This window comes from Saccharibacter sp. EH611 (assembly GCF_009834765.1).
Taxonomy (GTDB): domain Bacteria; phylum Pseudomonadota; class Alphaproteobacteria; order Acetobacterales; family Acetobacteraceae; genus Saccharibacter.
The window spans coordinates 272175-298130 of the sequence record NZ_WVHP01000001.1; the positions used below are offsets into that span (position 1 = coordinate 272175).

Below are 25956 nucleotides of genomic sequence, written 5' to 3' on the forward strand. Positions count from 1 at the left end.
TTTTCTCTCCCCATTTTAACCTTTAATGCTGATCTTTTAGCTGTTCCCGTGCCACTTGATACACAGCATCTTCGGTAAAACCAAAGCGCTCCATCAAGGCACCGGCCGCTCCGGATGCACCAAAACCATTCAACGAAATCATGGCACCCTTGAGGCCAAGATAGCGATCCCAACCAAAACCAGACGCCATCTCAATACCAACGCGGTTCGCTACTGAAGGAGGAAGCACCGTATCACGATATGCTTTATCCTGCTCTTCAAACAGATCCATACTCGGCATTGAAACAACGCGTGCTTTCACACCTTCCGCCGTCAGACGCTCATATGCCTTAACCGCCAAAGAAACCTCAGAACCAGAAGCGATCAGAATGAGTTCTGGCGTTCCCTCACAACTTGCCAGCACGTACGCACCCCGTGCGACACCAGCGGCTGGTGCATAATGCGTCCGATCGATCGTCGGCAGGTTTTGGCGACTCAAGGCTAACGCAACCGGGCCACGACGTGAGACATTCATCGCCACACGCCAGCTTTCAGCCACTTCATTCGCATCGGACGGACGTAAAAGTGTTAATCCCGGCGTTGCTCGCAGCTGTGCAAATTGTTCAATCGGCTGATGGGTAGGCCCATCCTCTCCCACACCAATGGAGTCATGGGTGAATACATACACCACAGGGAGATGCATCAGCGCGGCAAGACGAATAGGAGCCTTCATATAATCAGAAAAGATCAAGAAGCCGGCACCAAAGACACGTAATCCTGTCAGAGCCATACCATTGCAAACAGCACCCATCGCATGCTCACGCACACCAAAATGGATATTGCGGCCTTTGTAAGACCCCATCACACCTCGTATGCCCGGTGCTTGAAAAGCCCCTGATCCTTTGATCGTTGTCCGTGTCGAAGGGGATAAATCCGCCGCCCCGCCAATCATCCACGGGATATTCTTCGCTACTGCATTGAGAACCTCACCCGAGCTTTGACGTGAGGCCATTCCTTTCTCATCGGCAGGATAGATCGGAATATCTTTATCCCACCCCTGCGGTAACTCGTGAGCAAAAAGCGTATCGAGCTCCTCAGCCTCTTGAGGGTATTCCTCATGATAACGGGCAAAAAGCTCTTGCCATTTTGCATGGGCCTGCTGCCCACGCGCGCCAGACTCTTCCGCAAAATGCTCTTTTACACCATCCGGGATCATGAAATCAGGCGCATCCTCTGGCCAGCCATAGGCCGCTTTCGCACCAATAATTTCATTTTCACCCAAAGGCTCCCCATGGGCTGAAGCTTTACCCGCTTTATTAGGAGCGCCGTAACCAATTACTGTTGTGAGGATAATGAGCGTTGGCCTCTCTTGATCCTCTTTCCCTTCTTTAAGGGCCTGCATGATGGCCCCCACGTCATTACCATCTGCGACATAGAGAACCTGCCAACCATATGCCTCAAAACGCTTACCGACGTCTTCCGTATGGGCAAGATCAGTCCCACCTTCGATGGAAATACGGTTGGCATCATACACCCACGTGACATTACCGAGCTGCAAATGCCCCGCCATGGCCGCGGCCTCACCCGTCACACCTTCCATCAAGTCACCATCACCACAGAAGGCAGTGATATGATAATCGAACAAGGAAAAACCCGGACGGTTATACGTGGCTGACAGCCAGCGCTGTGCCATGGCCATACCGATTGTATTCGCACAGCCTTGCCCCAACGGGCCAGTCGTAACTTCCACCCCAGCGGTGAGCCCATATTCAGGATGCCCAGGCGTGCGCGAATCTAAACGCCGGAAAGAGCGTAAATCCTCGAGCGTTAAAGCAGGGCGATCAACCACCCTCCCATCTTCAACATCATGTACATCAGCGAGATGCAGAACAGAATACAGCAAAATAGCCGCATGACCGCCTGATAGTACGAATCGATCGCGTGCCGGCCAAAGGGGGTTTGCCGGATAATAGAGCATATCATACTGCCAAAAAGCGTACATTGCCGGTGCTAGAGCCATGGCGGTTCCTGGATGCCCGGATTTTGCGCGCTCAACACCATCCATCGACAAGGTGCGAATGGTGTCAATACAGAGTTTTGACAGCGTACTGGTCACTTTTTTACAGTCCTTTTATGCTCAGAATCTCCCAAAGGCTGAAGAGATCACCCCTAACCTCTCCATCTTTTGGGAATGACGACCCCACAAGTGGCGCGATCCTTCGTCTGACGCAATGCCTTCTGTAAAGAAACTGTGCATTTTCGACATGATGATCGTTTTTCCTTGTCTCAGAAAGCACAGCCCTCATCTTTCCCTCCCACGCACAACAGGCTAGCCTGACGACCATTACCGGCCATTTACACGGATGAGCATCAATCATGACGCAAGCCGACGCTATGCATTTCACACCCGAACAGATCACTGCTCTGTTCATTGACGCTGCTCGCTCGGGCGAGTGCTCCTTATTGAAGCAATTTTTGGACGCTGGCATGCCAATAAACTGCACGGACAGCCGGGGCTATACTCCACTGATCGTTGCCACGTACAATGAGCAAATTGAAGCAGCCCGTCTCCTCCTTGAGCATGGCGCAGACCCCAACGAGATCGACGAAAAAGGAGCCACCGCTCTCTCTGGCGTGGCCTTTAAGGGGTTTGAAGACATCGCCACATTGTTGATCGACAAAGGTGCGGTGGTTGATAAACCCAACCATGCAGGGCGCACGCCTTTAATGTTCGCCGTTATGTTCGGGCGCGAAAATATGGCCCGCCTTCTCCTGCATCATGGTGCTAACCCTGAACTCCGCGACGCAGAAGGCATGTCCGCCCGCGAAATGGCCACCCATCAGGGCCTTACCCTCTTTGATGAAAGCACCCCGTCATGAGCCGTTTGTGGAACCCGAGCGTTCACGCGCTTCAGCCTTATACGCCAGGTGAGCAGCCTAAACTCACCAATTTAACAAAGCTCAACACGAACGAATCTCCTTATGGCCCTAGCCCAAAGGCAATTCAGGCTATTAAAGACGCGGCTTCAGGCACGCTTCGTCTGTATCCCGATCCAACCTCACAAGGGCTCCGTCAAGCGATTGCTGAGCTCTATAACGTTGGCGTTGAGAATATCTTCCCCGGCAATGGCTCTGATGAAGTGCTTGCTCATGTCTTCCGCGCTCTGTTCCATCCTGATGAGCCCGTGCTCTTTAGCGATGTCACCTACGGCTTTTACCCTATTTACTGCCAGATGTTCGATCTGCCGTATCGGATGATCCCCTTACGAGAAGACTTCTCCATTCATCAAGAAGACTATACCGGGCCATGCGGCGGTATCATTCTTGCCAATCCGAACGCCAATACGGGAATGCTTCTTCCTGTTGAAGATATTGAAGCTCTCGTTCAACGCCACCCAAACCGAACCGTCGTCGTTGATGAGGCCTATGTCGAGTTTGGCGGTCAAAGCGCCATCCCTCTCATCAAACGCTACGATAACCTGCTTATTGTGCGCACTTTCTCAAAATCGTCTGGCCTCGCTGGGCTTCGCGTAGGGTACGCCATCGGCTCTGAAGAGCTTATTGATGGGCTCACCCGTGTCAAAGATAGCTTCAACTCCTACCCGCTCTCCCGCCCGGCCCAAGCTGGTGCTGAAGCCTCCATCCGCGATACAGCATGGCTTGAAGACACAACACGGAAAATTATCAAAACCCGTGATGCCTTGATCGCTGATCTGCGTCAACGTGGGCTCACCGTTCTCCCCTCTTATGCGAATTTTATTTTGGCGCATCATCCACAGCATGATGCCGGGAAGCTGGCCAAAGCATTACGGGATCAGGCGATCATTGTACGCTATCAAGGCTCTTCACCACGCATTAAGGACTGGCTACGTATTACGATCGGCACAGACCACGATAGCAAACGCCTTCTAGAAGCCCTTGATCTTATAGAGAAAAATACGCTGCGTTAACGGCGTCGTAAGCTTTCCTCCTGCATGATTGTTGGAGGTTCTACAGCTGTAGATCTTCACAACCATGCAGGAGGGTTTCATGATGCGTCCCGCTCATCGCACACTTGCCGAACATCGCCCTATTCGGCGTAACAACAATGAAAAGCGCCGCCAGCTTAACGAGCTCTGCAATACGGCCTTACGGTTACGCCCGCAGACAACGCCGGCTTTGCGCGCAAGCATTGAGCGCCGTATTCGTGAATTACGCTCAGATTTGCGGCAAAAACCAACGTCTCCTTCCTCACCGCAAGAGCGTCCACACCGCTCCTACGTCTTGCACGCCGATTAAGCTCACTTTTCTCATCATTAGACCCGTTGCACTTCTGGCGTTCAGCCGTCACGATAGCCTTAATTTCTTGTCTCCTAACATCAGGGTGCAACGGCTATGTCTCATTCCTCTCTTTCACACGATCAACTCCTTGATCGTCTTGCTGAAACGTCCGTCCGCGTTGGACTAAACCTCCAAAAAGGGCAGCAGCTCATCATCACTGCACCGCTTGATGCCGTACCTCTCATACGTCGCATCACCACCCATGCCTATAAGGCTGGGGCTTCCTTGGTCACAACTTTCTACAATGATGACGAAGCCCTCCTCGCTCGCTTTGCTCATGCGCCTGAAGAGAGCTTCGATACGGCCGCAAATTGGATGGCTGACGGTATTGCCAAGGCCTTCCGTGAAGGGGCCGCACGCATGGCCATTACCGGTGGCAATCCAACCCTGCTCAAAGGCCAAAACCCCGACCATGTCTCACGCGTCAGCCGGGCCGCCTCACGCGCAAACCGCCCCGCGATGGAGATCATTACCCAGTTTGCAACCAACTGGAACATCATCGCCTGCGCAACGCCGGCTTGGGCCCAGCAAATTTTTCCAGACCTGCCAGAAGCAGAGGCTATGGACGCTCTATGGAAGGGTATCTTTAGTGCGTCTCGCGCCGATACAGAAAACCCCGTTCAGGCGTGGGCAGACCATAACCGCGTCCTCCATCACCGCTCCACTCTACTCAATAAGCTACGTTTCGATTCGCTCCACTTTAAAGGCCCCGGCACTGATATTGATATCGGCCTTGCTGACGGCCATCTTTGGGCTGGTGGGGCCGAAAAGGCTGGCAATGGCGTCGTCTGTAACCCCAACATTCCAACGGAAGAAGTCTTCACAACGCCACATTGCGCCCATATCAACGGCACTGTTTCCTCGACTAAGCCCTTGTTTCACCAAGGCTCCCTCATTGATGGAATCACGGTTCGTTTTGAAAATGGCCGTATTGTTGACGCTCATGCTGACCAAGGTGAAGACGTCCTCAACCGTATTCTTGAAAGCGATCACGGGGCCCGTAGCATTGGCGAAGTCGCTCTTGTGCCGCACTCATCCCCTATTTCACAAAGCGGAATCCTGTATCGCAACACGCTTTTTGATGAGAACGCGTCCTGCCATATCGCTTTGGGTCAAGCCTACACAAAATGCATGACCGATCCCGAAGGTTTGAGTGAAGAAGAACTGATTGCTCGTGGTGCCAACCATTCCATTATCCATATTGATTGGATGATTGGGTCTGACAAAATTGATGTTGATGGTATCAAAAACGGACAACGCACGCCCGTTCTCCGCAAAGGTGAGTGGGTGCTGGACTAATATTTATGCCTATTTCGCTTGATCCAGCTCAGCTACCGGAACTCAACATCCTCACATTGGCTCAATCTGGAGCCATTGTGAGAGCAGAGCGCGAAACACCAGAAGATGGCATTCCCGCTTTCATTACACGCTCAGGATGGAATGAGCTGATTAGTCATCACGCTCAAGAACAAGAAACGGTTGCTGACACCGCTACACGTGTTCTCACAGCTCTTGAGAAAAGTATTGGACTCCTCATGACCCAAGCAGCGAAAGCTGCACAAGAGCATGAACAGAGCACTCCACCCTCTCTCTATAGTCTTGAAACGGATCTCTTCCCGAGCAACACGCAGACACGCCTCGTCTTTGTAAAGGACATATCTCACCACGTTGCGTGCGCACTTATCGGAACTCCCGATCAAATTTCGGAAATTATACGGCCTTCTTCCCCGTAGAGTGACGAAACGTCTCTGCAATCTTTTGTCCTCGCTCGAATCGATTCGTTTATTATCGATTCGGGCGAGTTTCTTTTCGTCGAGGTTCCATGAGAATATGATTTCACCAAATTTGATAGTTATTAAAATAAGTTTTTAAATAAAAACTTCCAAAACAAACGTTATCCCCTTTTTACTTATACGTTATTTTTACCTTTATTGTTCTTATAATAAACCAGCGTTTCAGCTAGATGCTTACCGACTTTTTGGTTCATCATGTGCGCGATTAGTCGTGACAACGACACACTGTCTGGTTGTAAAATTCACAAAAAAACAATCTATGGTTGCATTTATCGCTGATACTGCTTCTAATTGTATTTCCACCACAGGAGTTAAAACCTATGCGTGTCTTAATCGCGGAAAGTGACCTTTTTATCTCGTCCCCTCTTATTAGAATGTTGCGGAATGCTTCCTATACAGTCGATCATGCGACTTCAGGAAGTGATACGATCAACATGCTAAAATATTATGATTATGACCTCCTCATTACTGAAATGTCTCTTGAGGATATGGAAGGTCATGACATTATTCGTCAAATAAGACGCGCTCAAATCACAACACCAATTATGGTCATCTCCACACTCATGCAGCCTCAAGCTAAAGTAATGGCCTTTGCTGCAGGTGCTGATGATTATGTGATTAAGCCTTACGATAATGATGAGCTTCTTGCTCGTGTTCAGGCTCTCATGCGTCGCGCCCATGGCTTTGCTGAACCACGCATTAAAGTAGGCCCACTCGAGCTCGATCTTAGCAGTCGAATGATCAGCATTGATGGACAATTCTTACATCTAACCAGTAAAGAATACGCCATTATGGAACTTTTGATCGTACGTCGGGGCGCTATCCTTACTAAGGATACCTTCCTGAACCATCTTTATGGCGGGATTGATGAGCCTGAAATGAAAATTATTGATGTTTTCATCTGTAAACTAAGACGTAAACTTCAACGTTTCGGAGCCGGTCATATGATCACAACCGTATGGGGTCGTGGCTATATTCTAGCTGAGGAACCAGAACAGCCTGCTTCCCCAGCGTTATCGTCATCGACACATGCAGCGCCTAACTTACGTGAAGCGATCTAAACCGTTCTCTTACAGCAACACCTCTTTTATGTGGCTTTATCAACGTAAAAGAAGTGTTGCTGTTGTCATTTACTCTACGGAGATCACGCGGCAGATTCTCTCACGAACCTGCTGCACCATCTCTCGTACCGTCTCCTCATTTTGAGCTTCGACCATAATACGGATCAACGGTTCAGTCCCACTGGCACGGAGCACGAGCCGTCCTTGTTCACCTAAAATAGACGCGGCCCATTGGCTAATCTCAGCGACTTCAGAGCTTTTGAGTGGATTTTCACCCGAATAGCGCACATTTTCCAAAAGCTGGGGGTAAGGTTCAAAAATCCGGCACACTTGGCTGGCGGTTTGATCTTTCGCCACCATAACCGCTAGAACTTGTAGGGCTGCAAGCAAACCATCACCCGTCGTTCCATAATCAGACAATACCATATGGCCAGATTGCTCGCCGCCTAAATTTGCCTCCACCTGACGCATACGCTCTACCACATAACGATCTCCCACAGCTGTGCGATGCAATGTCAGTCCCATCGTTTGGAGATATTTTTCGAGCCCCATATTGGACATAACAGTTGCGACAACTTCCTGCCCTCTCAAGCGGCCCTGCTCATGCCATGATGCCGCAATAAGACCGAGGATCTGGTCGCCATCCACCAAATGTCCTTCTTCATCGGCAAAAAGAACACGATCCGCATCGCCATCCAAAGCAATCCCACAATGCGCGCCGTGCTCTTTCACCGCCTCGCACATACGCTGCGGATGTGTAGAGCCAACACCATCGTTAATATTCACCCCATCTGGATGACAGCCGATGGAAATCACCTCTGCCCCCAGCTCCCACAAAGCAGCAGGGGCAACACGATAAGCAGAACCATTCGCACAATCGAGAACAATTTTAAGCCCATCTAAACGCAGCCCACGCGGGAAGGAGAATTTCACATTCTCCACATAACGCCCCGCAGCATCCGTTAGACGAGACGCTTTACCGATATGTTCAGGTGTTGCCAATTTCCCCGACAAATCTTGCTGCATTAAGCTTTCAATATCCGCTTCCATCGCATCGGACAACTTGAAACCATCAGGGCCAAAAAGCTTAATCCCATTATCCGTAAACGGATTGTGGGATGCAGAAATCATCACGCCCAAATCCGCCCGTAAAGAGCGGGTCAAAAAAGCCACGGCTGGCGTCGGAAGGGGGCCAACAAGAATGACATCCATCCCAGCGGCTAAAAAGCCTGACACCAAGGCGCATTCAATCATGTACCCTGAAAGACGCGTATCTTTACCGACAATCACCGTATGGCGATGGTTAGACTGCGTTGTGAATTGTATCCCCGCCGCTTGGCCAAGCTTTTGGGCAACCTCTACGGTCATCGGAGACGTATTAGCCTGACCGCGAATACCATCTGTACCAAAAAATACTCGCTTACCAGCCATGAATACGTTCCCCTCTCACCCGTCACATCGCGTCGATCCGACAATTCAGAATGCAACTTTGTGCATCAATAATAATCTGACGCCTTTAACATAAAACAGGCGTATAACGAACCTTATCGTCATACGCCTGCCTCGTTAAACGCCTTTTTAAAAACCGCCCATCAGCCGGGCTGTGGCACCGGTAGGCCCCCCGCAGGAGCCCCACTTGAAGGCACAGAAGGACGGCGACCATTATAAGTGCGTGTCTCTTCGTCGCGGTTTAATGGCTCACCACGGATGATTTTCCCGACTTCTTCTCCCGTGATGGTCTCATACTCCATCAAGGCATCCGTAATACGGTGCAACTCATCCAAATGAGACAAGATCAGCTGACGGCATTGCTCATAAGCCGTATCCGACAAACGACGCACTTCTTCATCAATCTGATGATGTGTCTCAGGGGAAACCATCCGCAAGTCGGCACAATCAATCATACCGATGCGGTCACTCATCCCAAAGCGCATCACCATATTACGAGCAAGCTTTGTCAGAGATTGAATATCCCCCGCAGCCCCAGCACTCACTTGGTCATGCCCGTAAATGACATCTTCAGCGATACGTCCACCGACACTCACAATAAGATCAGCCATGCAGCGTTGACGCTTATAAGAAATGTCATCCTTCTCCGGTAGGAAGAACGTCACACCCAAAGCCGGGCCACGCGGCAAGATCGTCACTTTATGAATGGGGACACTCCCCGGCGTATGATAGCCTGCCAAAGCATGCCCCGCTTCATGATAAGCTGTGGAACGCTTCTCTTCTTCTGTCATGACCATGGAGCGGCGTTCTGCCCCCATCAGCACTTTATCGCGTGCTTCTTCAAAATGATCCATCGTGACAGAACGCGCATTTTGACGCGCAGCAAACAAAGCGGCCTCATTCACCAGATTGGCCAATTCAGCACCAGAGAAGCCCGGCGTTCCACGCGCAATAATGCGTGGATCCACATCAGATGAAAGCGGCACTTTCTTCATATGAACCTGAAGGATCTTCTCACGCCCATCCACATCGGGGTTAGAGACCACCACCTGACGGTCAAAACGACCGGGACGCAACAAGGCGGGATCAAGAACATCAGGACGGTTTGTTGCCGCAATCAGGATCACACCCTCATTGCTCTCAAAGCCATCCATTTCGACCAGCATCTGATTAAGCGTTTGTTCGCGCTCATCATTACCGCCGCCAATTCCTGAGCCACGGCTCCGCCCAACAGCATCAATCTCATCAATGAAGATAATGCATGGAGCAGACTTCTTACCTTGTTCGAACATGTCACGGACACGCGATGCCCCGACACCTACGAACATTTCAACAAAGTCTGAACCAGAAACACTAAAGAAGGGTACATTCGCTTCACCCGCGACGGAACGTGCGAGCAAAGTCTTCCCCGTCCCCGGCGGGCCTGTCAGCAGCACCCCTTTGGGGATTTTCCCACCAAGCTTTGTGAATTTCTGAGGATTTTTAAGAAAATCCACGATCTCCACAAGCTCTTCTTTCGCTTCCTCAACCCCAGCGACATCATCAAATGTCACACGGCCTTTTTGCTCCGTCATCATCTTGGCACGCGACTTCCCGAAGCCCATCGCACCACGACCTCCCGCAGCGCCATTTTGCATCTGTCGGAAAATCATAAAGCCAATCCCAAGGATCAGCAAAATAGGCAAATAAGCAGCAACATAGCGGAGGAAAGGACTCTCATCGCTCTGTGGAGGCTGCGCCTTCACCTCAATCCCTGCCGACGTCAAACGTGGCACCAAAGAAGGATCCGGCGGAGCGTATGTCTCAAAAGACGTTCCGTTTGTCAGGACACCTGAGATGTTCTGATCACGGATCGCCACAGAACGCACGTCATGCTGGTCCACATCGTGGACAAAATCAGAATAGGCAATCTGTTGGATCGCTTTATGGCTGCCACCGGGCTGAAACGCTGTCAGCACGACGATGACGGCCATGACGATCACCACCCAGATCGCGGCATTACGACCGATGTTGTTCATCTTACTCTCATGATTTCACGAAAGCCGGATGTCCGGCAATCCGTTCTCTTACAACTCATCTCTCTAAAGATAGGCATTTCCTGCAATGATCCTACCCCTTTCATCAGAGAAAAGCGCTTTTATCGCCCTATGAGGGCCTGTTTTAACCAAAAGAACGCTCTCCCGTTGCCGGAACACCGCTCTCCCACACAAAAGAACAGCGTGGTATACGACCATCAAGCCCACGTGCTTCTTCTGGGACAGCAATCACCTCTCCCTCACACCACAAGGCTGGAACTGTTTGTAACACAGCAGCCGGCACTTCTCGCCCCTGTCGTAAAAAACATGTTGCTTTCCCTAAAGCAGCAATCTGGCAAGATATTTGATCAGGGCCCAGATACCGCCACCGACCATCCCATCGCTGGCCCGTCTGAGCCGCTACGCCCGCAGCAATCCCGCGCCGCTCACGCAAAAGAACGATGTCCTGATGCGCCTCACGCCATGTGACGCGCACACCACTAAGCGTTCCACAACCCTGTTGCCATAAACGCTGAACGGCTTCTCTATTGGCCTCATAAAGCCGTCCACCGATCAGTTTTATCAATCGCGCAAGACCATCCAACATACCGTCCTTATTCATCATCTCCCAAGCAGAGCGGTTGAGGGTCACCCAGCCTTCAGGATGCCAGACTGCCTGTTCTGCTAACCACTGAGACACCTGCTGGTCGCGCTTCTTTTGGTGAGCAAGCGCCTGACCATTCAACGCTGTCATCTCTTCGCGCTGGGACGACGTCATATCTTGGCGTGTTTGCACACGACGATAATGGCGTTTGTGATTAGACGGGTCTTCGCACCAATTCACGCCGGCCGCTCGCAAGGTTGCTCGCAAACGTTCGGGCCTTACACTCAGAAGTGGCCGCACGACAGCGATCCGCTCTCGTACAGCTCGTGGTGCCATACCACACAGCCCAGCAAAACCACTCGCACGCTCCTGACGCATCATCACCGTTTCTTCTTGATCCGCCGCATGATGAGCCACCAGCAAAACGCTTCCACCGGCCTGCACACAAGCGCTCTCCAGACATTGAAAGCGCGCTATTCGCGCTCGTTCTTGCGTACTTCCAGTAGGAAGCGTTCTCAACGTAACAAGCTGTGATGGCACATCTAATGCAGCCAAGCGGGCGCAGGTTTGTTGTGCTTCAGCTTGAGATTCCGACCGCAAACCATGATCCACCACAAGAGCCATCACATAACGACGCCAACGACGTGCCATAACAGCCAACGCCATCGAGTCCGCTCCTCCTGACACAGCCAGCATAACGGGCGTTTCTGGACAGTCAGGCGGAAACGGCCCCAGCGGCTCAATGAGCGCTAAAAATTCGTTCTCACTGACAGGCTGCACGTGCACGGAAAACTTTTTCGGACGCTTTAACGCGCTCTGATGCATTAGGGAACTCATGTTTCAGGCGTTGCAATGCTTCGCACGCTGAGTTCTTATCCTTCAGCGCAAGCATCGCACCTGAAACACCTAACAAGGCTTCAGGAGCACGTTTAGACTGAGGATCTTTGCTGTACGTATCATAGTAAGCAAGTGCTGCTTTTTGATAGGCTTTTTTACCTGCAAGAGACTGCGCTAATAAAAATTGAGCTTCAGTCTTACCCCAGCTACTATGGGCTGTTTTTAGTGCTTGCCGCGCAAGTCGCTCCGCCTCATCATAATGATGGGCTTTGATCGCAAGAGCCGCATCATGAAGATTTTGCTTAGCCGTAGAAGGGTTATCTGATTTACGCTCCTCATTTGCCGGTGCCGGAGCAGCCACGGAAGCCGCACGACGTGGAGCCGCCCCTTGTTGAGCAAACTGCATATCACTGAGCTGCTTGCTCGTATTCGCCTCATCTTGATGAACTTGGTTCGTGAGTTGATCAACATCACCACGCAAGGTTCTTACTTGTCCCTCTAACGCACTGACACGCTCCAATAAACGCGTCACAAGATCACCGCCCGCTTTTTTCGTCACCTGCCCTTGGGAAGAGCCATTCCCTTCATCTGAAGCTGCAAGAGGTGGTGCCAAGCTTTCTCCACCTACGCTTTCACTCGCCGGCTCATCTCCCCCGCTATTTTGTTGGGCAAGATGTCTGTGCTGACGCATGATCGCTTCACGCGATAACCCATCATCATCAGCAAAAGCCACAGCACCCACCGTCGAACCACTAAAAACGACTGAAAGCACCGCCAAACGCAGCATAGAAGACGCAGCTACACGGGACATGAACATTTCCCTCACATAAAAAAGTCGGGTTAAGCAATAAGCTGCTCAACCCGACCAATCAACCTTTACAGATGAGTATCAAAACTCATGCGCTTATCGTACGGACGTAATCGCGTTACGATTCTGTGCCCATGCGTCTTGGCTATCACCATCGACAGCAGGGCGATCCTTACCATAGGAAATAGTTGAGATACGCTGTGCGTTCACACCTTTGGACTCAAGATATTCACGAGCAGCATTGGCACGGCGCTGACCCAGAGCAATATTATATTCCTCCGTCCCACGATCATCGCAGTTACCAGCGATCAGCACCTTAACTTGCGGATAACGGGCCAGCCAAGCAGCCTGCTTATCCAATGTCACACGTGCTTCACCGCTGATCTGGTTTTGATCTAAAGCAAAGTACACACGGTCACCAGCGCTTGCAACGAGATCTGCCTCACTACCAGGCACAGGGCCGGCATTATTCACCTGAGGAGCCACATCTTGGCCTGTCCCGCCAACATCATGCTTATCATGATCGCCACTGCATGCTGTCAAAGCTAAAGCAATACCCAATGCCGCGCATGTCTTAAAACTTTTCATCTTAACCTCTACGATATTTATAAAATTCTAGAAAAACCTGCGCTTTATTTCCCTAAAACACAAGAACGAACTCAACGCCGTTTTGGTGACCATGCTGGGTCAGAGGCACCCGTCGCCGTGGGTAAGATATGTTCATTAAACCCTGCAACATCAATAACCCCAATCGTCGATGTAAAGCCGGCACCTCCAGCACCCGCTTCACTCTGCCGACAAAAGGTCAACGCACGACCATTTGGCGCAAAACTTGGGCTTTCCACCGTAAAGCCTTCTGTCAGGATACGCTCCCCAGTGCCATCAGGATTCATCACCCCAAGAGAGAAACGCCCTTGGTGAATACGCGTAAAAGCAATCACATCACCACGAGGAGACCAAACCGGAGACCCATAGTGCCCCGCCCCATAGGAAATACGACGCGCACCTTCACCTGAAGCGCTCATAACGTAGAGCTGCGGACTACCGCCACGGTCAGAGTTAAAGACAATTTGCTGACCATCTGGACTGTAGCACGGGCTTGTATCAATAACCCCCGGGGAGCTCGTTAACCGACGCCGCTGCTGACTGGTCAAATCAACCTGGAAGAGATCAGCCCCACCATCTGAGGTCGTCGCTGACAAAATAATCGCCTTGCCATGAGGCGCAAAACGCGGGGCAAACGAAATCCCCTCAAACGCCCCTAACATGCGCTGACGGCCAGAGTTAATATCGTACGTATACACACGAGGGCGGTCTTGCGCATAAGAGAGGAACGCAATTTCCTCACTCACAGGGCTAAAACGCGGCTCCAACGTCAACCAGCGCCCATCAGTCAACATATGAGGGTTCATCCCGTCTTGGTCCATAATGGCAAGACGGGTAGTCTGGCGCCGCCGTGGCCCCGTACGCGCGACGTAGGCGATCCGTGTGTCGAAATAGCCTTCTTCACCCATCAAGCGCTGATAAATAACATCAGCAATGATATGGGCAATCCGGCGCCAATCCGCGACTGGAGCCGTATAAGCCGTCCCTTGGATTTGCTGCCCAACCAACACGTCCCAAAGACGCATTTCAACACGAAGCTGCCCGCTTTCAACCACGGTACCAGCTACCGCAGCCCGCGCTCCACGCGCTTTTAAAGCTCTAAAGTCAGGCTGAACATTGGGAGGCACCTCGCCCGGTAAGATCTGAAACAGACCTGTATTGCCCAAGTCTGCAGCAATCACGCTCGCAATACGCTGCCCCACGCCCGGCCCAAAGTCAGGCACAATGATGGGGATGGGGGCTTGATGCGCATTAGCGACCGTAATTTCAGGGCTTGAGGCACCGTTTCCTTGGGCCAAAGCGCGCAATGGGGAAGCGATAACGCCGCCCGCCGCTAAGCCACCCAATAAAGAACGCCGTGAAAAATGAGCCTTAAGCGCTTCAGCTTCCTTGTTAGAAAAAAAGGACATGTGCAGATACCTCTTGAAAATCAGGGCTTGAAGACAAAACGAAATTGCCGCCTTTGCCCCAACATACGGGACGGAATAGGCAAACGTGCACAGACGGGGCTCAAGACAGCCGCACGAGCCCGTTCTGCCTGAACGCGATAAGACGGGTCTGCCGCCATCCGCGTGGCCGTCTCTGGCGCAAAGGAAACGAGATGCGCCTCACCCGCTCCATCAACAGTCACAATAAGATGCGCCTCAAAATGCGCATAATTCCGCGCCGCTGTATCTTCTTGATAACAACGCTGCACGGAGCTTCCAATAGCGTTTTGCTCACCACTGGTCAGCGCACGTGTATCCCCATCAGGACGCCCCCCTCCCAAACGCGACCCACCTTGTTGAGGATTAGCCTGCGCGCGCGGTGGGTGATCTTGCTTCTGCTCGGTACGGAAGCTCTCCAATGTCGCAAGGAGAGAATGACTATCAGCTTGATGCTTCGGCGCCTCGTGGGTTTGATGCGTTTGCGAGGATTGTGGTTTGGCGGGCGGTTTTTCAACCTGATGCTCCGCTGCCTTAATCTGCGCAGGTTTTGCCTGCATCTTATGAACCGGCTTTGGCTTTTCGCTCACCTCCCCCTTTTCACTTGGTGGCGCTTTTTGCTGAACCGGCGTTAAAGCCTGTTTAGGTGTTGGCTCTGGCGACGCTTGCGCTTCTGGCGGAGGAGCAGGAACAGGAGGTGTTGGCTCAGGTGGGGCAGGCTTTGGTGGCTCGGGCGTTGGAGGCGCTTTGACCTCTGTCGGCGATGGAGGTGCCGGCACTTGCGCCTTTTGAGAGGCGCGTGCCGACACGCTGGAAGACGGTGTTGCTTCATACACCATCTCAACCGGCTGTTCTGGCTTTGGCTCAGGCAACGGAGGAGAGTTCCAGTGCCAAAGAAGCAGAAACAACCCACCCCCATGAATGAGAGAAGAAAGGATGACACAGCCCCAGACCGCGCTGCCCTCGTCACGAGGAAGCCGAACCGAAGATGTCTTTGCTGACAGAGGAGAAGACGCCACGAGGGAGACCTCCTTACGGACTGCTCTGGGGTTGTTGGGCTAAAAGCGCGACATGATTAAAGCCACCTGCCGTAATTTGCCCCATCAGCTGCATGACCTGCCCATAATCAATTTTGGAATCAGCACGGACAAACACACGCCGTCCCGTTTCATTGCCCGCCAGCTGACGCAAACGACCCAGTAATGCATCACGGCTGACAGCATCATCACCCAGATACAGCCCGCCATCACTTTTGAGTGATACGGTAATCGGGCGATTATCGCTATTAACTGGCGATGCCGTCGTTTTAGGCAAATCAACATTCACACCGCTGCTCATCATCGGAGCTGTCACCATAAAGATGATAAGCAGCACCAACATGACATCCACCAGCGGTGTTACGTTAATATCAGATGCTGGGCGATGGCGAGCTGTCCGCCTCAAGCCTCTTCTTCCTGAAGAAATGACCATGGTTTCAGCCTTTCTCGGTATGTCGCTCTTCAGATTGACGAGACAAAATTGCCGCAAACTCTGTCCCGAAAGCTTCCATGCGGTCAGAGAAATTATCTAACGCACGGCTAATCAAGTTATAGGCAATATAAGCAGGAATAGCGGTAATCAAACCAATCGCCGTTGCAAAGAGAGCCTCAGAAATACCCGGTGCGACAACAGAGAGATTCGTATTATGCATCGCAGCAATAGATGCGAAGGCATGCATAATGCCCCACACCGTACCAAACAATCCTACGAAAGGAGCGACCGGCCCAATCGTCGCCAACAACACCACAAAACGACTTAAACGGTCGCTCTCACGCCCGATGGTAATCCCAATAGCCCGATCAATACGCTCTTGCGTGCCACCACGGAGGATATCAATCCCTGTAATACGGGATGAACGGCGCCATTCTCCCATAGCCGCCCCAAAAACAGCCGCTAATGGATGGACAGGACGCGCTCCTTCGCGATCGTACAGCTCATCAAGTGAACCACCTGACCAAAAACGATCCTCAAACGCATTCGCTTCTTTTTTGATGCGATGCAGCAGCAGAATTTTTTCGATAATAATGGCCCAAACCAACACGCTACACAGAACCAAACCTATCATGACGAGTTGCACGACAAAGGATGCGTGCAAAAACAGATGCACCGGCGATAATCCCGTTGCACCAACAGCGCCCAGAGCACTTGATGTCACACCTTGATCCACTCTGCTCTCTCCTGCTTCCGTTACAGCTTTGTTTCTTTGCAAGCATCACTCAACAACGTCATAGAGTGTCGCGTTTCGTACCCTCCTTCATGACATCCTAGAGCCAATGACGAAAGCCTGTTTTTTCTAACGGTTTAGTCAGGGAGAGACGTTTTCCTGCAATGCGGAAAGACAATCATAATAATGTGGCGGAATACGGACAGGACTCATCCGTTCCATGTCCAGACAACCGAGTTCCACAGTCAAAGACACAGCATGCTGATGATCGCGCGAGAGATTGTAAATCTTCTGCGCTAACACCAGCCGCACACCCGTATTTTTCAATAAAATAGTCTCGACAGAGAGTACGTCATCAAGGCGCAAAGGGGCATGATAGTGCGCTTCTAAACGCCGCACAACAAAGCCAATCCCTTCTTGTTGAGCGAGCGCACCGACTTCCATCCCTAAAGATCGCAAAGCCTCTGCCCGTCCGCGTTCAGCAAAACCAAGATACCGCGCGTGATAGACAATCCCACCCGCATCCGTATCTTCATAATACACACGAAACTGCGATGTATGTGCCGCCATAATGCCCCCCCTAGAACAATGTTGGAGACTGCGTATGCGAGGGAGGGGTTAGCCCTAAATAACGCCAGCCCGGATCACCCAGCATACGGCCTCGTGATGTTCGTAAAATCAGCCCTTCTTGGATCAAATAAGGCTCAATGACATCTTCGAGGGTATCACGTGCCTCCGCTAAAGCGGCAGCCAATGTCTCCACACCAACAGGCCCGCCGCGATGATGGTCTGCGATGCGACGAAGATAGCGACGATCCATGGCATCTAAACCATGCGAATCGACTTCCAATCGTGATAAGGCCGCATCAGCCAAACGCTGGTCAATCTTCTCCTTCTTCGCCACAAGGGCAAAGTCACGCACGCGACGCAAAAGGCGCCCGGCAATACGCGGCGTACCGCGTGAACGTTGCGCAATTTCCTGCGCGCCATCTTCTGTCAGCTGAACGCCCAGCTTCTTTGCTCCACGTGTAACAATCTGACGCAGCTCATCGGGTGTATAAAAGACTAACCGTAGCGGAATCCCAAAACGATCCCGCAAGGGGGTGGCCAACAAGCCAGAACGAGTCGTCGCAGCCACGAGCGTGAAGGGAGCCAAATCAATCCGCACAGAGCGCGCAGCGGGCCCTTCACCAATGACGAGATCAAGCTGGAAGTCTTCCATCGCAGGATAGAGTACTTCCTCAATCGCTGGTTGAAGACGGTGAATCTCATCAATAAACAACACATCACGTGGCTGAAGATTGGTAAGGATGGCCGCTAAGTCACCAGAGCGTTGGATAACAGGGCCTGATGTTGCCCGGAAGCCAACCCCAAGCTCTTTTGAGACAATCTGCGCTAACGTCGTCTTCCCAAGCCCGGGCGGCCCATGCAGCAGGACATGATCTAAGGCTTCCGAACGCGCTTTAGCCGCTTCAATAAAAACAGAGAGATTTTCGCGACTTGCTTTCTGACCTGTAAAATCGGCCAAACTCTGAGGGCGCAGCCCCACATCCGCTGCATCTTCAGGATAACGGCTTGCGTCCGTTTCCTGTGCTTTATCCATCATCACGCAAGCTCCTTAAGAGCGAGACGCAAAATAAGATCCAACGCCGCACCCTCATTCTCAGCGAGAAGGCGGCTCACAATGGGCCAACTTTCAGCTCGCTTAAAGCCCAGCCCTTCGAGGGCCAGCAAGGCATCACTTTCCACCCCAGCTACAGCGGAACCACCCTTCTTGCCAACACCCTGCGTAGCCGAGGCCACAGTGCCAACAGGAACAGGCATTTTTGCGACCTTACTTTTAAGCTCTGTCAGAAGTCGCGTTGCCAAGCGTGGGCCCACCCCACTTGCTTGCGTGAATGGAAGCTTATCCTCAGCCGTTACGGCCTGCCAAAGCGATGACGGTGTGTTGACGGACAAAATCCCCAACGCCACGCGTGATCCAACCCCTTGCACCGTTGTCAGCAAACGGAACCATGACCGTTCTTCAGCGTCTGCAAAACCGAAAAGCTGGATGGCATCTTCACGCACAATGGTTTCAATCAACACACGCGCAACCTCTGGTGGATGAGGCAACTGCTCTAACGTGCGCGTTGAGGCAAACACGACATAGCCCACACCGTTGACATCCACGAGGCAACGATCTGGCTCTATATCTCCCACCAAACCTGTCAGCTGTCCGATCATGCCATCGATACCCCTCTGGCTATGTGCTGAGCACTCGCACGATGATGAGCATGACAAATAGCCATTGCTAAGGCATCAGCGGCATCAGCACGACGCAAATCTGCCCCTGGCAGAAGCCGGCGCACCATCATGGTGATTTGGTCTTTTGTCGCAGCACCCGTGCCTACCACGGCCCGCTTAACAGCACGTGCCCCATATTCATGCACCGCAACCCCCGCCAAGGCAGGCACGAGCAATGCGACACCACGCGCATAACCAAGCTTCAATGTGGAAGAGCCATTGCGGTTGACGTAAGTCTCTTCCACAGCCGCTTCAGCAGGGCCGTAACGCGTTATCAGCTCTTGTAGCCCGTCATGAAGAGCGCAAAGGCGACGAGGCACATCATCTTTTGCATCTGTCGCCAACACGCCATCAGCAACATGGCGCAACCGGTTGCCATCCACATCAATGACGCCCCAGCCCATAAAACGCAGGCCGGGGTCAAGGCCAAGCAGACGAATCAAGCGCTCAGTGCCTGCGCAACCTCATCAGAGAGGTCAAAGTTCGCATAAACAGCTTGAACGTCGTCATTTTCTTCCAGAACATCAATGAGCTTCAACACAGAACGTGCTTTTTCCTCATCCAATGACACGGTCGTTTGAGGGCGCCAATCTAGCTTCGCAGAGCGTGGCTCACCGAAGCGCGCTTCAAGCGCATCACGCACGCTCATGAGATCCTGCATAGATGTCACAATCTCATGACCATCGTCGGTCATCTGTACATCATCCGCTCCGGCCTCAATCGCCACGTCCATCATGTCCTCTTCTGACGCAGCGTCAGCGGGATACATGATCACACCAATATGGTCGAAACCAAAAGAAACGGAGTTTGTTTCCCCAAGCGAACCGCCATGCTTAGAGAAGGAGGAGCGCACTTCAGCAGCCGTGCGGTTACGGTTGTCGGTCAACCCTTCAATAATGATGGCAACCCCTGCTGGGCCATACCCTTCGTAACGCACTTCCACATAATCTTCACCGCCAGCAGCTCCTGACGCTTTTCGGATCGCGCGCTCAACCGTATCCTTTGGCATATTCACTTCACGAGCAGCGAGAATAGCCGCACGTAACCGCGGATTCATGGCTGGGTCAGGCAAACCAGAACGCGTTGCCACCGTAATTTCACGAATAACTTTAGCAAATTGCTTAGCACGACGCGCATCCTGCGCGCCTTTGCGATGCATAATGTTTTTAAATTGTGAATGTCCTGCCATGGACTCCCCTTCTCCTTCGTTCGTTTACGGCTTGCTACGTTTAGAGCAGCTTACCATGACAATGTTTGAATTTGTGAACCGATCCACAGGGGCATGGCGCATTACGGGGCACTTCTGCCCGCCAGCGCGCCAATGTCTCTGCATCAATAACCCCCTCTTGTTGTGATGACTGCTGAGACGCTTCAACGAAGCGCTCTTCTTCACGAGGGGTAACAGCAGGCTCTTCTGAGGCTGGCGGTGGCTCAGCTGTTGTTTGTAGATGCGATAAAGTTTGCACCACACGCAAGCGCATATCCGCCAACATCGCACCGAACATCTGGAATGCTTCATGTTTATATTCGTTGAGCGGATCACGCTGCCCATAAGCACGCAGACCAATCCCCTGACGCATCTGATCCAAAGCGTGCAGATGCTCCTTCCATGACGCATCAAGTGAAGTCAGCAGGATATGCTTCTCGACCATCCGCATCATATCCGGCCCCATCGTTGCCGCCTTCGCAGCATGAGCTTTGACCGCTTCGCTATCAATACGCTCAATGATGGTTTCTTCATCCACACCATCTTCCTCCGCCCATTGAGCGATAGGCAGATCAAGCGCCAAATTATCCTTCATCTCACGCTGCAAGCCATCCACATCCCATGCTTCCACAAAGGACTTCTCAGGAATGTGAGCCTGAACCACCTCATCAATGACGTTCAGACGAAGGTCATTCACGACAGAAGACACATCCGTTGCCGCCATATATTCCCGACGTTGGGAATACACTTCGCGACGCTGGTCATTCATGACATCATCATATTTCAGCGTGTTTTTACGCATGTCGAAGTTGCGCGCTTCGACCTTCTTTTGGGCCTTTTCAAGAGCACGGTTCAGCCATGGATGAACAATGGCCTCCCCTTCCTTTAGCCCCATTTTCTGCATCATCCCGCCCATGCGGTTCGTGCCGAAAATACGGATCAGATCATCTTCTAGCGATAGGAAGAAGCGTGAATTACCGGGGTCACCCTGACGACCGGCACGCCCACGAAGCTGATTATCCACACGGCGGCTTTCATGGCGTTCTGTGCCGATCACATACAAACCACCAGCCTTATAGACGATATCGTGATCACGTTCGACTTGAGCGCGCACCTCAGCAGCCGCCTTCTCACGCCCTGCCTCATCATCCTCTGGCAATTGAGCAAGACGTTCGTCGATAAGCATATCGACATTACCACCAAGCTTAATATCCGTCCCACGGCCAGCCATATTGGTCGCAATGGTAATCGCTCCCGGCGCCCCCGCTTGGGCAATAATACTCGCCTCACGCTCATGCTGGCGTGCATTAAGCACATTGTGAGGGATACGGCGCTGTGTCAGCAAGTTTGAGAGATACTCACTTTTCTCAATCGACGCTGTCCCAACCAAAATAGGCTGCTGCGTTGCACGCACTTGCTCAATCAGATCAGCAACGGCTTTGTATTTTTCAGCGGCGGTCAGATAGACCTCATCATCCGTATCAACCCGCCTTACAGGGAGATTGGTGGGGATCTCGACAACATCCAGCTTATAAATTTCCGCAAACTCATCAGCCTCGGTCATAGCCGTGCCGGTCATACCAGACAGCTTTGGATAGAGGCGGAAATAATTCTGGAAAGTGATAGAGGCCAGCGTCTGGTTTTCTTGCTGGATCTCGACCCCTTCCTTCGCTTCCAACGCCTGATGAAGCCCGTCGGAATAGCGACGCCCATCCATCATACGACCGGTGAATTCATCAACGAGAATAAGCTTACCGTCGCGCACCATATAGTCCACATCGCGCGCAAAGAGCGTGTGGGCACGCAAGGATTGTTGGACGTGATGAACCACCGCGACATTGTTGATGTCGTACAGCCCACCTTCTTTCAGCACATCTGCTTCACGCAACAGCTCTTCCACACGATCAGACCCCTCTTCTGTCAGGGTGACCGTGCGCATTTTCTCGTCTTTGTCATACATGTCCGGCTCGTTCACCAAACGTGCGATAACGGCATCAACATGACGATACAGATCTGAGCTATCATCCGCAGGCCCAGAGATGATCAATGGGGTGCGCGCTTCATCAATGAGGATGCTATCAACCTCATCGACAATGGCGAAATTGAAAGGACGCTGAACCATTTCCTCCAGCGTATATTTCATATTATCGCGCAGATAATCGAAGCCAAATTCGTTATTTGTGCCGTAGGTAATGTCAGACTGGTACGCTTCCCGACGCTGATCATCAGAGAGGTTGGGGACAATGACACCGGTGCTCAACCCCAAAAATCCGTATAAAACGGACATCTCCGCCGCATCACGGCTTGCCAGATAATCATTAACGGTCACAACATGCACACCCTTACCCGCTAGGGCATTGAGATACACGGCTAACGTTGCAACGAGCGTTTTCCCCTCACCGGTTCGCATTTCAGAAATACGCCCGTCATGAAGCACCATCCCGCCGATAAGCTGTACATCAAAATGGCGCATTCCTAGAACACGACGTGACGCCTCCCGACAGACAGCAAAGGCTTCAGGCAGTAGGCTATCAAGGCTCGCACCGTCAGCAATACGCTGACGAAACTCTTGCGTCTTCTGGCGCAACTGCTCATCACTCAGAGCCTGAACGTCAGGCTCAAGAGCGTTAATCTCTGGTACGCGTTTTTGATAGCGCTTAAGAGAGCGATCATTAGCGAAGCCGAAGAGGGCGCGAGCAAGGCGTGCAATCATGATGAACCCTGAAATGCTGACCCCACTGTAACATCATCCAAAACCCCCATCATCGAGGACCCGGCATTGCTACCGCAGGTAGTCACGATTTTTCATGTAAATGCTGGAAATAAGCATCCCTCCACAAGGGGTCAATGGAAAACCCATATTTCTTCCCTCGCGGCGGAGAGTAAATATGCCAAAATTATGGCTAAATATCAAAGGGTAGAGCCTGTAAAACCCTTATTTATCGCTTCCAACCTCTCTTCACGGAGTTTTATGACAAAATTGTAGGAAAATACTCACAAACGAGCGCCTCTCACCCCTTGCAGGTCTAGTCAGGCTTTGTCATGGTACTAAGATAATTCTCATTGATCTAAATGTTTGAGGTAATTCTATGCGGCTCCCCCGCTCCTTATTCGCCTGCACTACTCTTCTGAGCGGCTTGGCGTTTGGTACAGCATCCTTCGCAGCTCCAATGCCAGCAGCACCCGTAGCAAAAGCACCAAGCCCCGATTCAGTTATTGCAACGGTTGATAACCAAAAAATTACCATCTCTGACATTCAACGCGCAGCCAGTGCCCTGCCACAGCAAGCACGTCAGATCCAACCTAAAGTCCTTATTCCTCTCCTCATTAACCAGTTGATTGACCAAAAAGCGATCCAGATTCTGGCAGAAAAAGAGGGGCTGAGTGCCAAGCCAGACGTAAAGTCTGCGATGGATTCAGCTGCAGGCAATGTGCTTCAAAATGCATATCTTGAGCAGCAAGTTGCTCCTAGAATTACCGATGCGTCTGTTAAGAGCTACTATCAGTCTCACTACGCCAACCAAAAACCTGAAGAGGAAGTGCATGCACGCCATATCCTCGTCAGCACAGAAGCGCAGGCCCAAGATCTGATCAAGAAGCTCGACAAGGGTGAAGATTTCGCAAAGCTTTCGTCCCTGTCCTCGACAGATAAAGCGTCTGCCTCTGCCGGTGGCGATCTTGGCTGGTTCAAACGCGGTGATATGAACCCTGCTTTTTCCAACGCAGCCTTCTCACTGAAACCAGGCCCTGTCGCACAAAAACCCATTCATACAGAATATGGTTGGCACGTCATTCAGGTGCTCGGCACACGTATGGCACCTGTTCCAACCCTTGAAGAAGTGCAGAATACCATCCGCCGTGATATGGTGCGCGAAGAAGTTCGCAAGGTCGTTGAAGCTGCTGAGAAGCAGGTCAAGGTCACGCATTACGATAACAACGGGAAGCCAATCTCCAATACGGCAGCCCCTATGCAACACGGAGCTCACTAACTCATGGCGACGTCACATCCTCGTTCCCCTCTAGCACGGTCTTTACCAAACCTGATGCAGGTCGCTGGAGTGCGCCTCAGCGGTGTGGCGGCGCATATCCGTTATGAAGGGCGCAAAGACCTCGCTTTGTTCGAATTTGCGCCCGGAACGACAGCAGCCGGCGTTTTTACGAAGAATGCCTGCCCAGGGGCACCTATCCCCTGGTGTCGTCAGGCTCTGGCCAACACCACTGAAGCGCGCGCCCTACTGGTAAACTCTGGCAATGCCAACGTGTTTACAGGCCGCGCTGGCGATGAAGCTGTGGTGGCCTGTGCCACTGAATTAGCAGACCAACTAGAATGCCCTGTCGAGGATATTTTCCTCGGCTCAACCGGCGTTATCGGTGAGATCCTTCCTTATCAGCGCATCTTAAAAGCCCTACCAGAAGCCATTGAGGCTTTATCTGAAGATGGGTGGGAAGATGCGCTCGCCGCCATCATGACGACAGACACCTTCCCCAAGGCAGCCTGTCGTGAAGTCTCCATTGGTGAGACGACCGTCAAAATTCAGGGTATCGCTAAAGGCTCCGGCATGATCGCGCCTGATATGGCGACGATGCTGGCCTATATCGCAACCGATGCAAAATTACCTCAACCTGTTTTACAGTCCCTTCTTCAAGAGGGCATCGGTTCCAGCTTCAATGCGATCACGGTCGATTCGGACACTTCGACCTCTGACATGGTTATGGCTTTTGCGACAGGACAAGCTGAGCATGCTGAGATTACAGAAGCCGATGATAATGCTCTCGATGACTTCCGCGATGCGTTCCATGACCTGATGAAGGAGCTTGCCCAGCTTGTCATTCGTGATGGTGAAGGCGCAACAAAGCTTATCCAGGTGGAAGTGCAAGGTGCAGAAAGCAACGAATCGGCCCGCAAGGTCGCGCTTTCTATCGCCAATTCACCATTAGTAAAGACCGCTATTGCTGGGGAAGATGCGAATTGGGGCCGAATTGTCATGGCTGTGGGGAAAAGTGGTGAACCCGCCGACCGCGACAAACTCTCTATCGCTGTTGGTGATTATTGGGTTGCCCGTAACGGCGCGATCGCAGAAGAGTGCGATGAAGAAGCACTTTCTCGCTACATGCGTGAACAGGAAATTACGCTCACAGCAGACCTCGGGATTGGCGAAGGTCGCTCCCATGTATGGACCTGCGATCTTACCCACGGCTATATTGACATTAATGGGTCTTATCGGAGCTGATACCGCTTGCATTTAGCCCATAAGCGGGGGAAGAGATTCTTTTCCCCTGCCGTTTCTTTACAAAAGAGCAACAACTAACAGCCTGTTTTTCCTCAATTGACGTGAAGAAAACCCAGCAGATGGGCCCTATTAC

24 protein-coding genes are annotated in these 25956 nt (G+C 51.9%); 8 read left to right on the forward strand and 16 right to left on the reverse strand.

Annotated features, from left to right (window positions below):
• Positions 1-22: 22 nt before the first annotated feature.
• Positions 23-2095 carry a transketolase gene (tkt, locus tag GS535_RS01260; protein ID WP_160791513.1) on the reverse strand — a complete coding sequence of 691 codons (2073 nt, stop codon included), beginning with the start codon at positions 2093-2095 and terminating at the stop codon, positions 23-25.
• 260 nt (positions 2096-2355) lie between these two features.
• On the opposite strand from tkt, the gene GS535_RS01265 reads away from it, so the two are divergent.
• From GS535_RS01265 to GS535_RS01290, 6 genes are all read left to right on the forward strand, one after another.
• Positions 2356-2859: an ankyrin repeat domain-containing protein gene (locus GS535_RS01265; protein ID WP_160791512.1), complete on the forward strand. Its 504-nt coding sequence runs from the start codon at positions 2356-2358 to the stop codon at positions 2857-2859.
• On the forward strand, positions 2856-3929 hold the full coding sequence (gene hisC / locus GS535_RS01270) for a histidinol-phosphate transaminase (RefSeq protein WP_160791511.1): 1074 nt from the start codon (positions 2856-2858) through the stop codon (positions 3927-3929). The genes GS535_RS01265 and hisC overlap by 4 nt, the downstream gene beginning before the upstream one ends.
• 79 nt (positions 3930-4008) lie before the next feature.
• A complete protein-coding gene (locus GS535_RS01275) occupies positions 4009-4257 on the forward strand; it encodes a hypothetical protein (RefSeq protein WP_160791510.1) in 249 nt (82 codons plus the stop codon).
• 96 nt (positions 4258-4353) lie between these two features.
• Positions 4354-5598, forward strand: coding sequence for an aminopeptidase (locus tag GS535_RS01280; protein WP_160791509.1), 1245 nt, complete (start codon positions 4354-4356; stop codon positions 5596-5598).
• Positions 5599-5603: 5 nt separating this feature from the next.
• Entirely contained in the window at positions 5604-6032 is a 429-nt protein-coding gene (locus GS535_RS01285) for a hypothetical protein (RefSeq protein WP_160791508.1), read from the forward strand.
• Between the two features lie 380 nt (positions 6033-6412).
• The gene (locus GS535_RS01290; protein WP_160791507.1) at positions 6413-7153 is read left to right on the forward strand and encodes a response regulator transcription factor; all 741 of its coding nucleotides are present in this window, start codon (positions 6413-6415) and stop codon (positions 7151-7153) included.
• A 69-nt stretch (positions 7154-7222) separates the two neighbouring features.
• Here the strand turns inward: GS535_RS01290 and glmM are convergent, their stop codons facing one another.
• The 15 genes from glmM to secA form a co-directional block, all read right to left on the reverse strand.
• Positions 7223-8584, reverse strand: a complete 1362-nt coding sequence (gene glmM / locus GS535_RS01295; RefSeq protein ID WP_160791506.1) for a phosphoglucosamine mutase — start codon at positions 8582-8584, stop codon at positions 7223-7225.
• 161 nt (positions 8585-8745) lie between these two features.
• Positions 8746-10620, reverse strand: a complete 1875-nt coding sequence (gene ftsH, locus GS535_RS01300; protein ID WP_160791505.1) for an ATP-dependent zinc metalloprotease FtsH — start codon at positions 10618-10620, stop codon at positions 8746-8748.
• A gap of 142 nt (positions 10621-10762) precedes the next feature.
• On the reverse strand, positions 10763-12007 hold the full coding sequence (gene tilS, locus GS535_RS01305) for a tRNA lysidine(34) synthetase TilS (RefSeq protein WP_370518178.1): 1245 nt from the start codon (positions 12005-12007) through the stop codon (positions 10763-10765).
• Positions 11985-12869: a hypothetical protein gene (locus GS535_RS01310; protein WP_160791503.1), complete on the reverse strand. Its 885-nt coding sequence runs from the start codon at positions 12867-12869 to the stop codon at positions 11985-11987. Before GS535_RS01310 ends, tilS begins: the two co-directional genes overlap by 23 nt.
• Before the next feature lie 93 nt (positions 12870-12962).
• Positions 12963-13454 carry a peptidoglycan-associated lipoprotein Pal gene (gene pal / locus GS535_RS01315; protein ID WP_160791502.1) on the reverse strand — a complete coding sequence of 164 codons (492 nt, stop codon included), beginning with the start codon at positions 13452-13454 and terminating at the stop codon, positions 12963-12965.
• A gap of 71 nt (positions 13455-13525) precedes the next feature.
• Positions 13526-14881, reverse strand: a complete 1356-nt coding sequence (gene tolB / locus GS535_RS01320; protein ID WP_160791501.1) for a Tol-Pal system beta propeller repeat protein TolB — start codon at positions 14879-14881, stop codon at positions 13526-13528.
• A gap of 20 nt (positions 14882-14901) precedes the next feature.
• On the reverse strand, positions 14902-15834 hold the full coding sequence (locus GS535_RS01325; RefSeq protein WP_408906233.1) for an energy transducer TonB: 933 nt from the start codon (positions 15832-15834) through the stop codon (positions 14902-14904).
• A gap of 94 nt (positions 15835-15928) precedes the next feature.
• Positions 15929-16366 (reverse strand): protein TolR, encoded by a 438-nt coding sequence (tolR, locus tag GS535_RS01330; protein ID WP_160791499.1) that lies wholly within the window; start codon positions 16364-16366, stop codon positions 15929-15931.
• A 4-nt stretch (positions 16367-16370) separates the two neighbouring features.
• Positions 16371-17102 (reverse strand): protein TolQ, encoded by a 732-nt coding sequence (gene tolQ / locus GS535_RS01335; protein WP_018980868.1) that lies wholly within the window; start codon positions 17100-17102, stop codon positions 16371-16373.
• Between the two features lie 138 nt (positions 17103-17240).
• Entirely contained in the window at positions 17241-17669 is a 429-nt protein-coding gene (locus tag GS535_RS01340) for a YbgC/FadM family acyl-CoA thioesterase (protein WP_160791498.1), read from the reverse strand.
• Positions 17670-17679: 10 nt separating this feature from the next.
• A complete protein-coding gene (gene ruvB / locus GS535_RS01345) occupies positions 17680-18702 on the reverse strand; it encodes a Holliday junction branch migration DNA helicase RuvB (protein ID WP_160791714.1) in 1023 nt (340 codons plus the stop codon).
• A gap of 2 nt (positions 18703-18704) precedes the next feature.
• The gene (gene ruvA, locus GS535_RS01350) at positions 18705-19325 is read right to left on the reverse strand and encodes a Holliday junction branch migration protein RuvA (RefSeq protein WP_160791497.1); all 621 of its coding nucleotides are present in this window, start codon (positions 19323-19325) and stop codon (positions 18705-18707) included.
• Entirely contained in the window at positions 19322-19828 is a 507-nt protein-coding gene (gene ruvC / locus GS535_RS01355) for a crossover junction endodeoxyribonuclease RuvC (RefSeq protein ID WP_160791496.1), read from the reverse strand. Before ruvC ends, ruvA begins: the two co-directional genes overlap by 4 nt.
• Positions 19825-20574 (reverse strand): YebC/PmpR family DNA-binding transcriptional regulator, encoded by a 750-nt coding sequence (locus GS535_RS01360; RefSeq protein ID WP_160791495.1) that lies wholly within the window; start codon positions 20572-20574, stop codon positions 19825-19827. Before GS535_RS01360 ends, ruvC begins: the two co-directional genes overlap by 4 nt.
• 40 nt (positions 20575-20614) lie before the next feature.
• Positions 20615-23305 (reverse strand): preprotein translocase subunit SecA, encoded by a 2691-nt coding sequence (gene secA / locus GS535_RS01365; RefSeq protein WP_160791494.1) that lies wholly within the window; start codon positions 23303-23305, stop codon positions 20615-20617.
• A 376-nt stretch (positions 23306-23681) separates the two neighbouring features.
• Between secA and GS535_RS01370 the strand changes: the two genes are divergently transcribed.
• Both GS535_RS01370 and argJ read left to right on the forward strand, forming a co-directional pair.
• Positions 23682-24581: a peptidylprolyl isomerase gene (locus GS535_RS01370; RefSeq protein ID WP_160791493.1), complete on the forward strand. Its 900-nt coding sequence runs from the start codon at positions 23682-23684 to the stop codon at positions 24579-24581.
• A 3-nt stretch (positions 24582-24584) separates the two neighbouring features.
• Entirely contained in the window at positions 24585-25823 is a 1239-nt protein-coding gene (gene argJ / locus GS535_RS01375) for a bifunctional glutamate N-acetyltransferase/amino-acid acetyltransferase ArgJ (RefSeq protein WP_160791492.1), read from the forward strand.
• The last annotated feature ends 133 nt before the right edge of the window (positions 25824-25956 follow it).

What these genes read in the sequence shown, in the direction of transcription:
- GS535_RS01265 (WP_160791512.1), top strand. Translation starts at nt 2,356, where the DNA reads ATGACGCAAGCCGACGCTATGCATTTCACACCCGAACAGATCACTGCT.
- hisC (WP_160791511.1), top strand. Translation starts at nt 2,856, where the DNA reads ATGAGCCGTTTGTGGAACCCGAGCGTTCACGCGCTTCAGCCTTATACG.
- GS535_RS01275 (WP_160791510.1), top strand. Translation starts at nt 4,009, where the DNA reads ATGATGCGTCCCGCTCATCGCACACTTGCCGAACATCGCCCTATTCGG.
- GS535_RS01280 (WP_160791509.1), top strand. Translation starts at nt 4,354, where the DNA reads ATGTCTCATTCCTCTCTTTCACACGATCAACTCCTTGATCGTCTTGCT.
- GS535_RS01285 (WP_160791508.1), top strand. Translation starts at nt 5,604, where the DNA reads ATGCCTATTTCGCTTGATCCAGCTCAGCTACCGGAACTCAACATCCTC.
- GS535_RS01290 (WP_160791507.1), top strand. Translation starts at nt 6,413, where the DNA reads ATGCGTGTCTTAATCGCGGAAAGTGACCTTTTTATCTCGTCCCCTCTT.
- glmM (WP_160791506.1), bottom strand. Translation starts at nt 8,584, where the DNA reads ATGGCTGGTAAGCGAGTATTTTTTGGTACAGATGGTATTCGCGGTCAG.
- ftsH (WP_160791505.1), bottom strand. Translation starts at nt 10,620, where the DNA reads ATGAACAACATCGGTCGTAATGCCGCGATCTGGGTGGTGATCGTCATG.
- GS535_RS01310 (WP_160791503.1), bottom strand. Translation starts at nt 12,869, where the DNA reads ATGTCCCGTGTAGCTGCGTCTTCTATGCTGCGTTTGGCGGTGCTTTCA.
- pal (WP_160791502.1), bottom strand. Translation starts at nt 13,454, where the DNA reads ATGAAAAGTTTTAAGACATGCGCGGCATTGGGTATTGCTTTAGCTTTG.
- tolB (WP_160791501.1), bottom strand. Translation starts at nt 14,881, where the DNA reads ATGTCCTTTTTTTCTAACAAGGAAGCTGAAGCGCTTAAGGCTCATTTT.
- tolR (WP_160791499.1), bottom strand. Translation starts at nt 16,366, where the DNA reads ATGGTCATTTCTTCAGGAAGAAGAGGCTTGAGGCGGACAGCTCGCCAT.
- GS535_RS01340 (WP_160791498.1), bottom strand. Translation starts at nt 17,669, where the DNA reads ATGGCGGCACATACATCGCAGTTTCGTGTGTATTATGAAGATACGGAT.
- ruvB (WP_160791714.1), bottom strand. Translation starts at nt 18,702, where the DNA reads ATGGATAAAGCACAGGAAACGGACGCAAGCCGTTATCCTGAAGATGCA.
- ruvA (WP_160791497.1), bottom strand. Translation starts at nt 19,325, where the DNA reads ATGATCGGACAGCTGACAGGTTTGGTGGGAGATATAGAGCCAGATCGT.
- GS535_RS01360 (WP_160791495.1), bottom strand. Translation starts at nt 20,574, where the DNA reads ATGGCAGGACATTCACAATTTAAAAACATTATGCATCGCAAAGGCGCG.
- secA (WP_160791494.1), bottom strand. Translation starts at nt 23,305, where the DNA reads ATGATTGCACGCCTTGCTCGCGCCCTCTTCGGCTTCGCTAATGATCGC.
- GS535_RS01370 (WP_160791493.1), top strand. Translation starts at nt 23,682, where the DNA reads ATGCGGCTCCCCCGCTCCTTATTCGCCTGCACTACTCTTCTGAGCGGC.
- argJ (WP_160791492.1), top strand. Translation starts at nt 24,585, where the DNA reads ATGGCGACGTCACATCCTCGTTCCCCTCTAGCACGGTCTTTACCAAAC.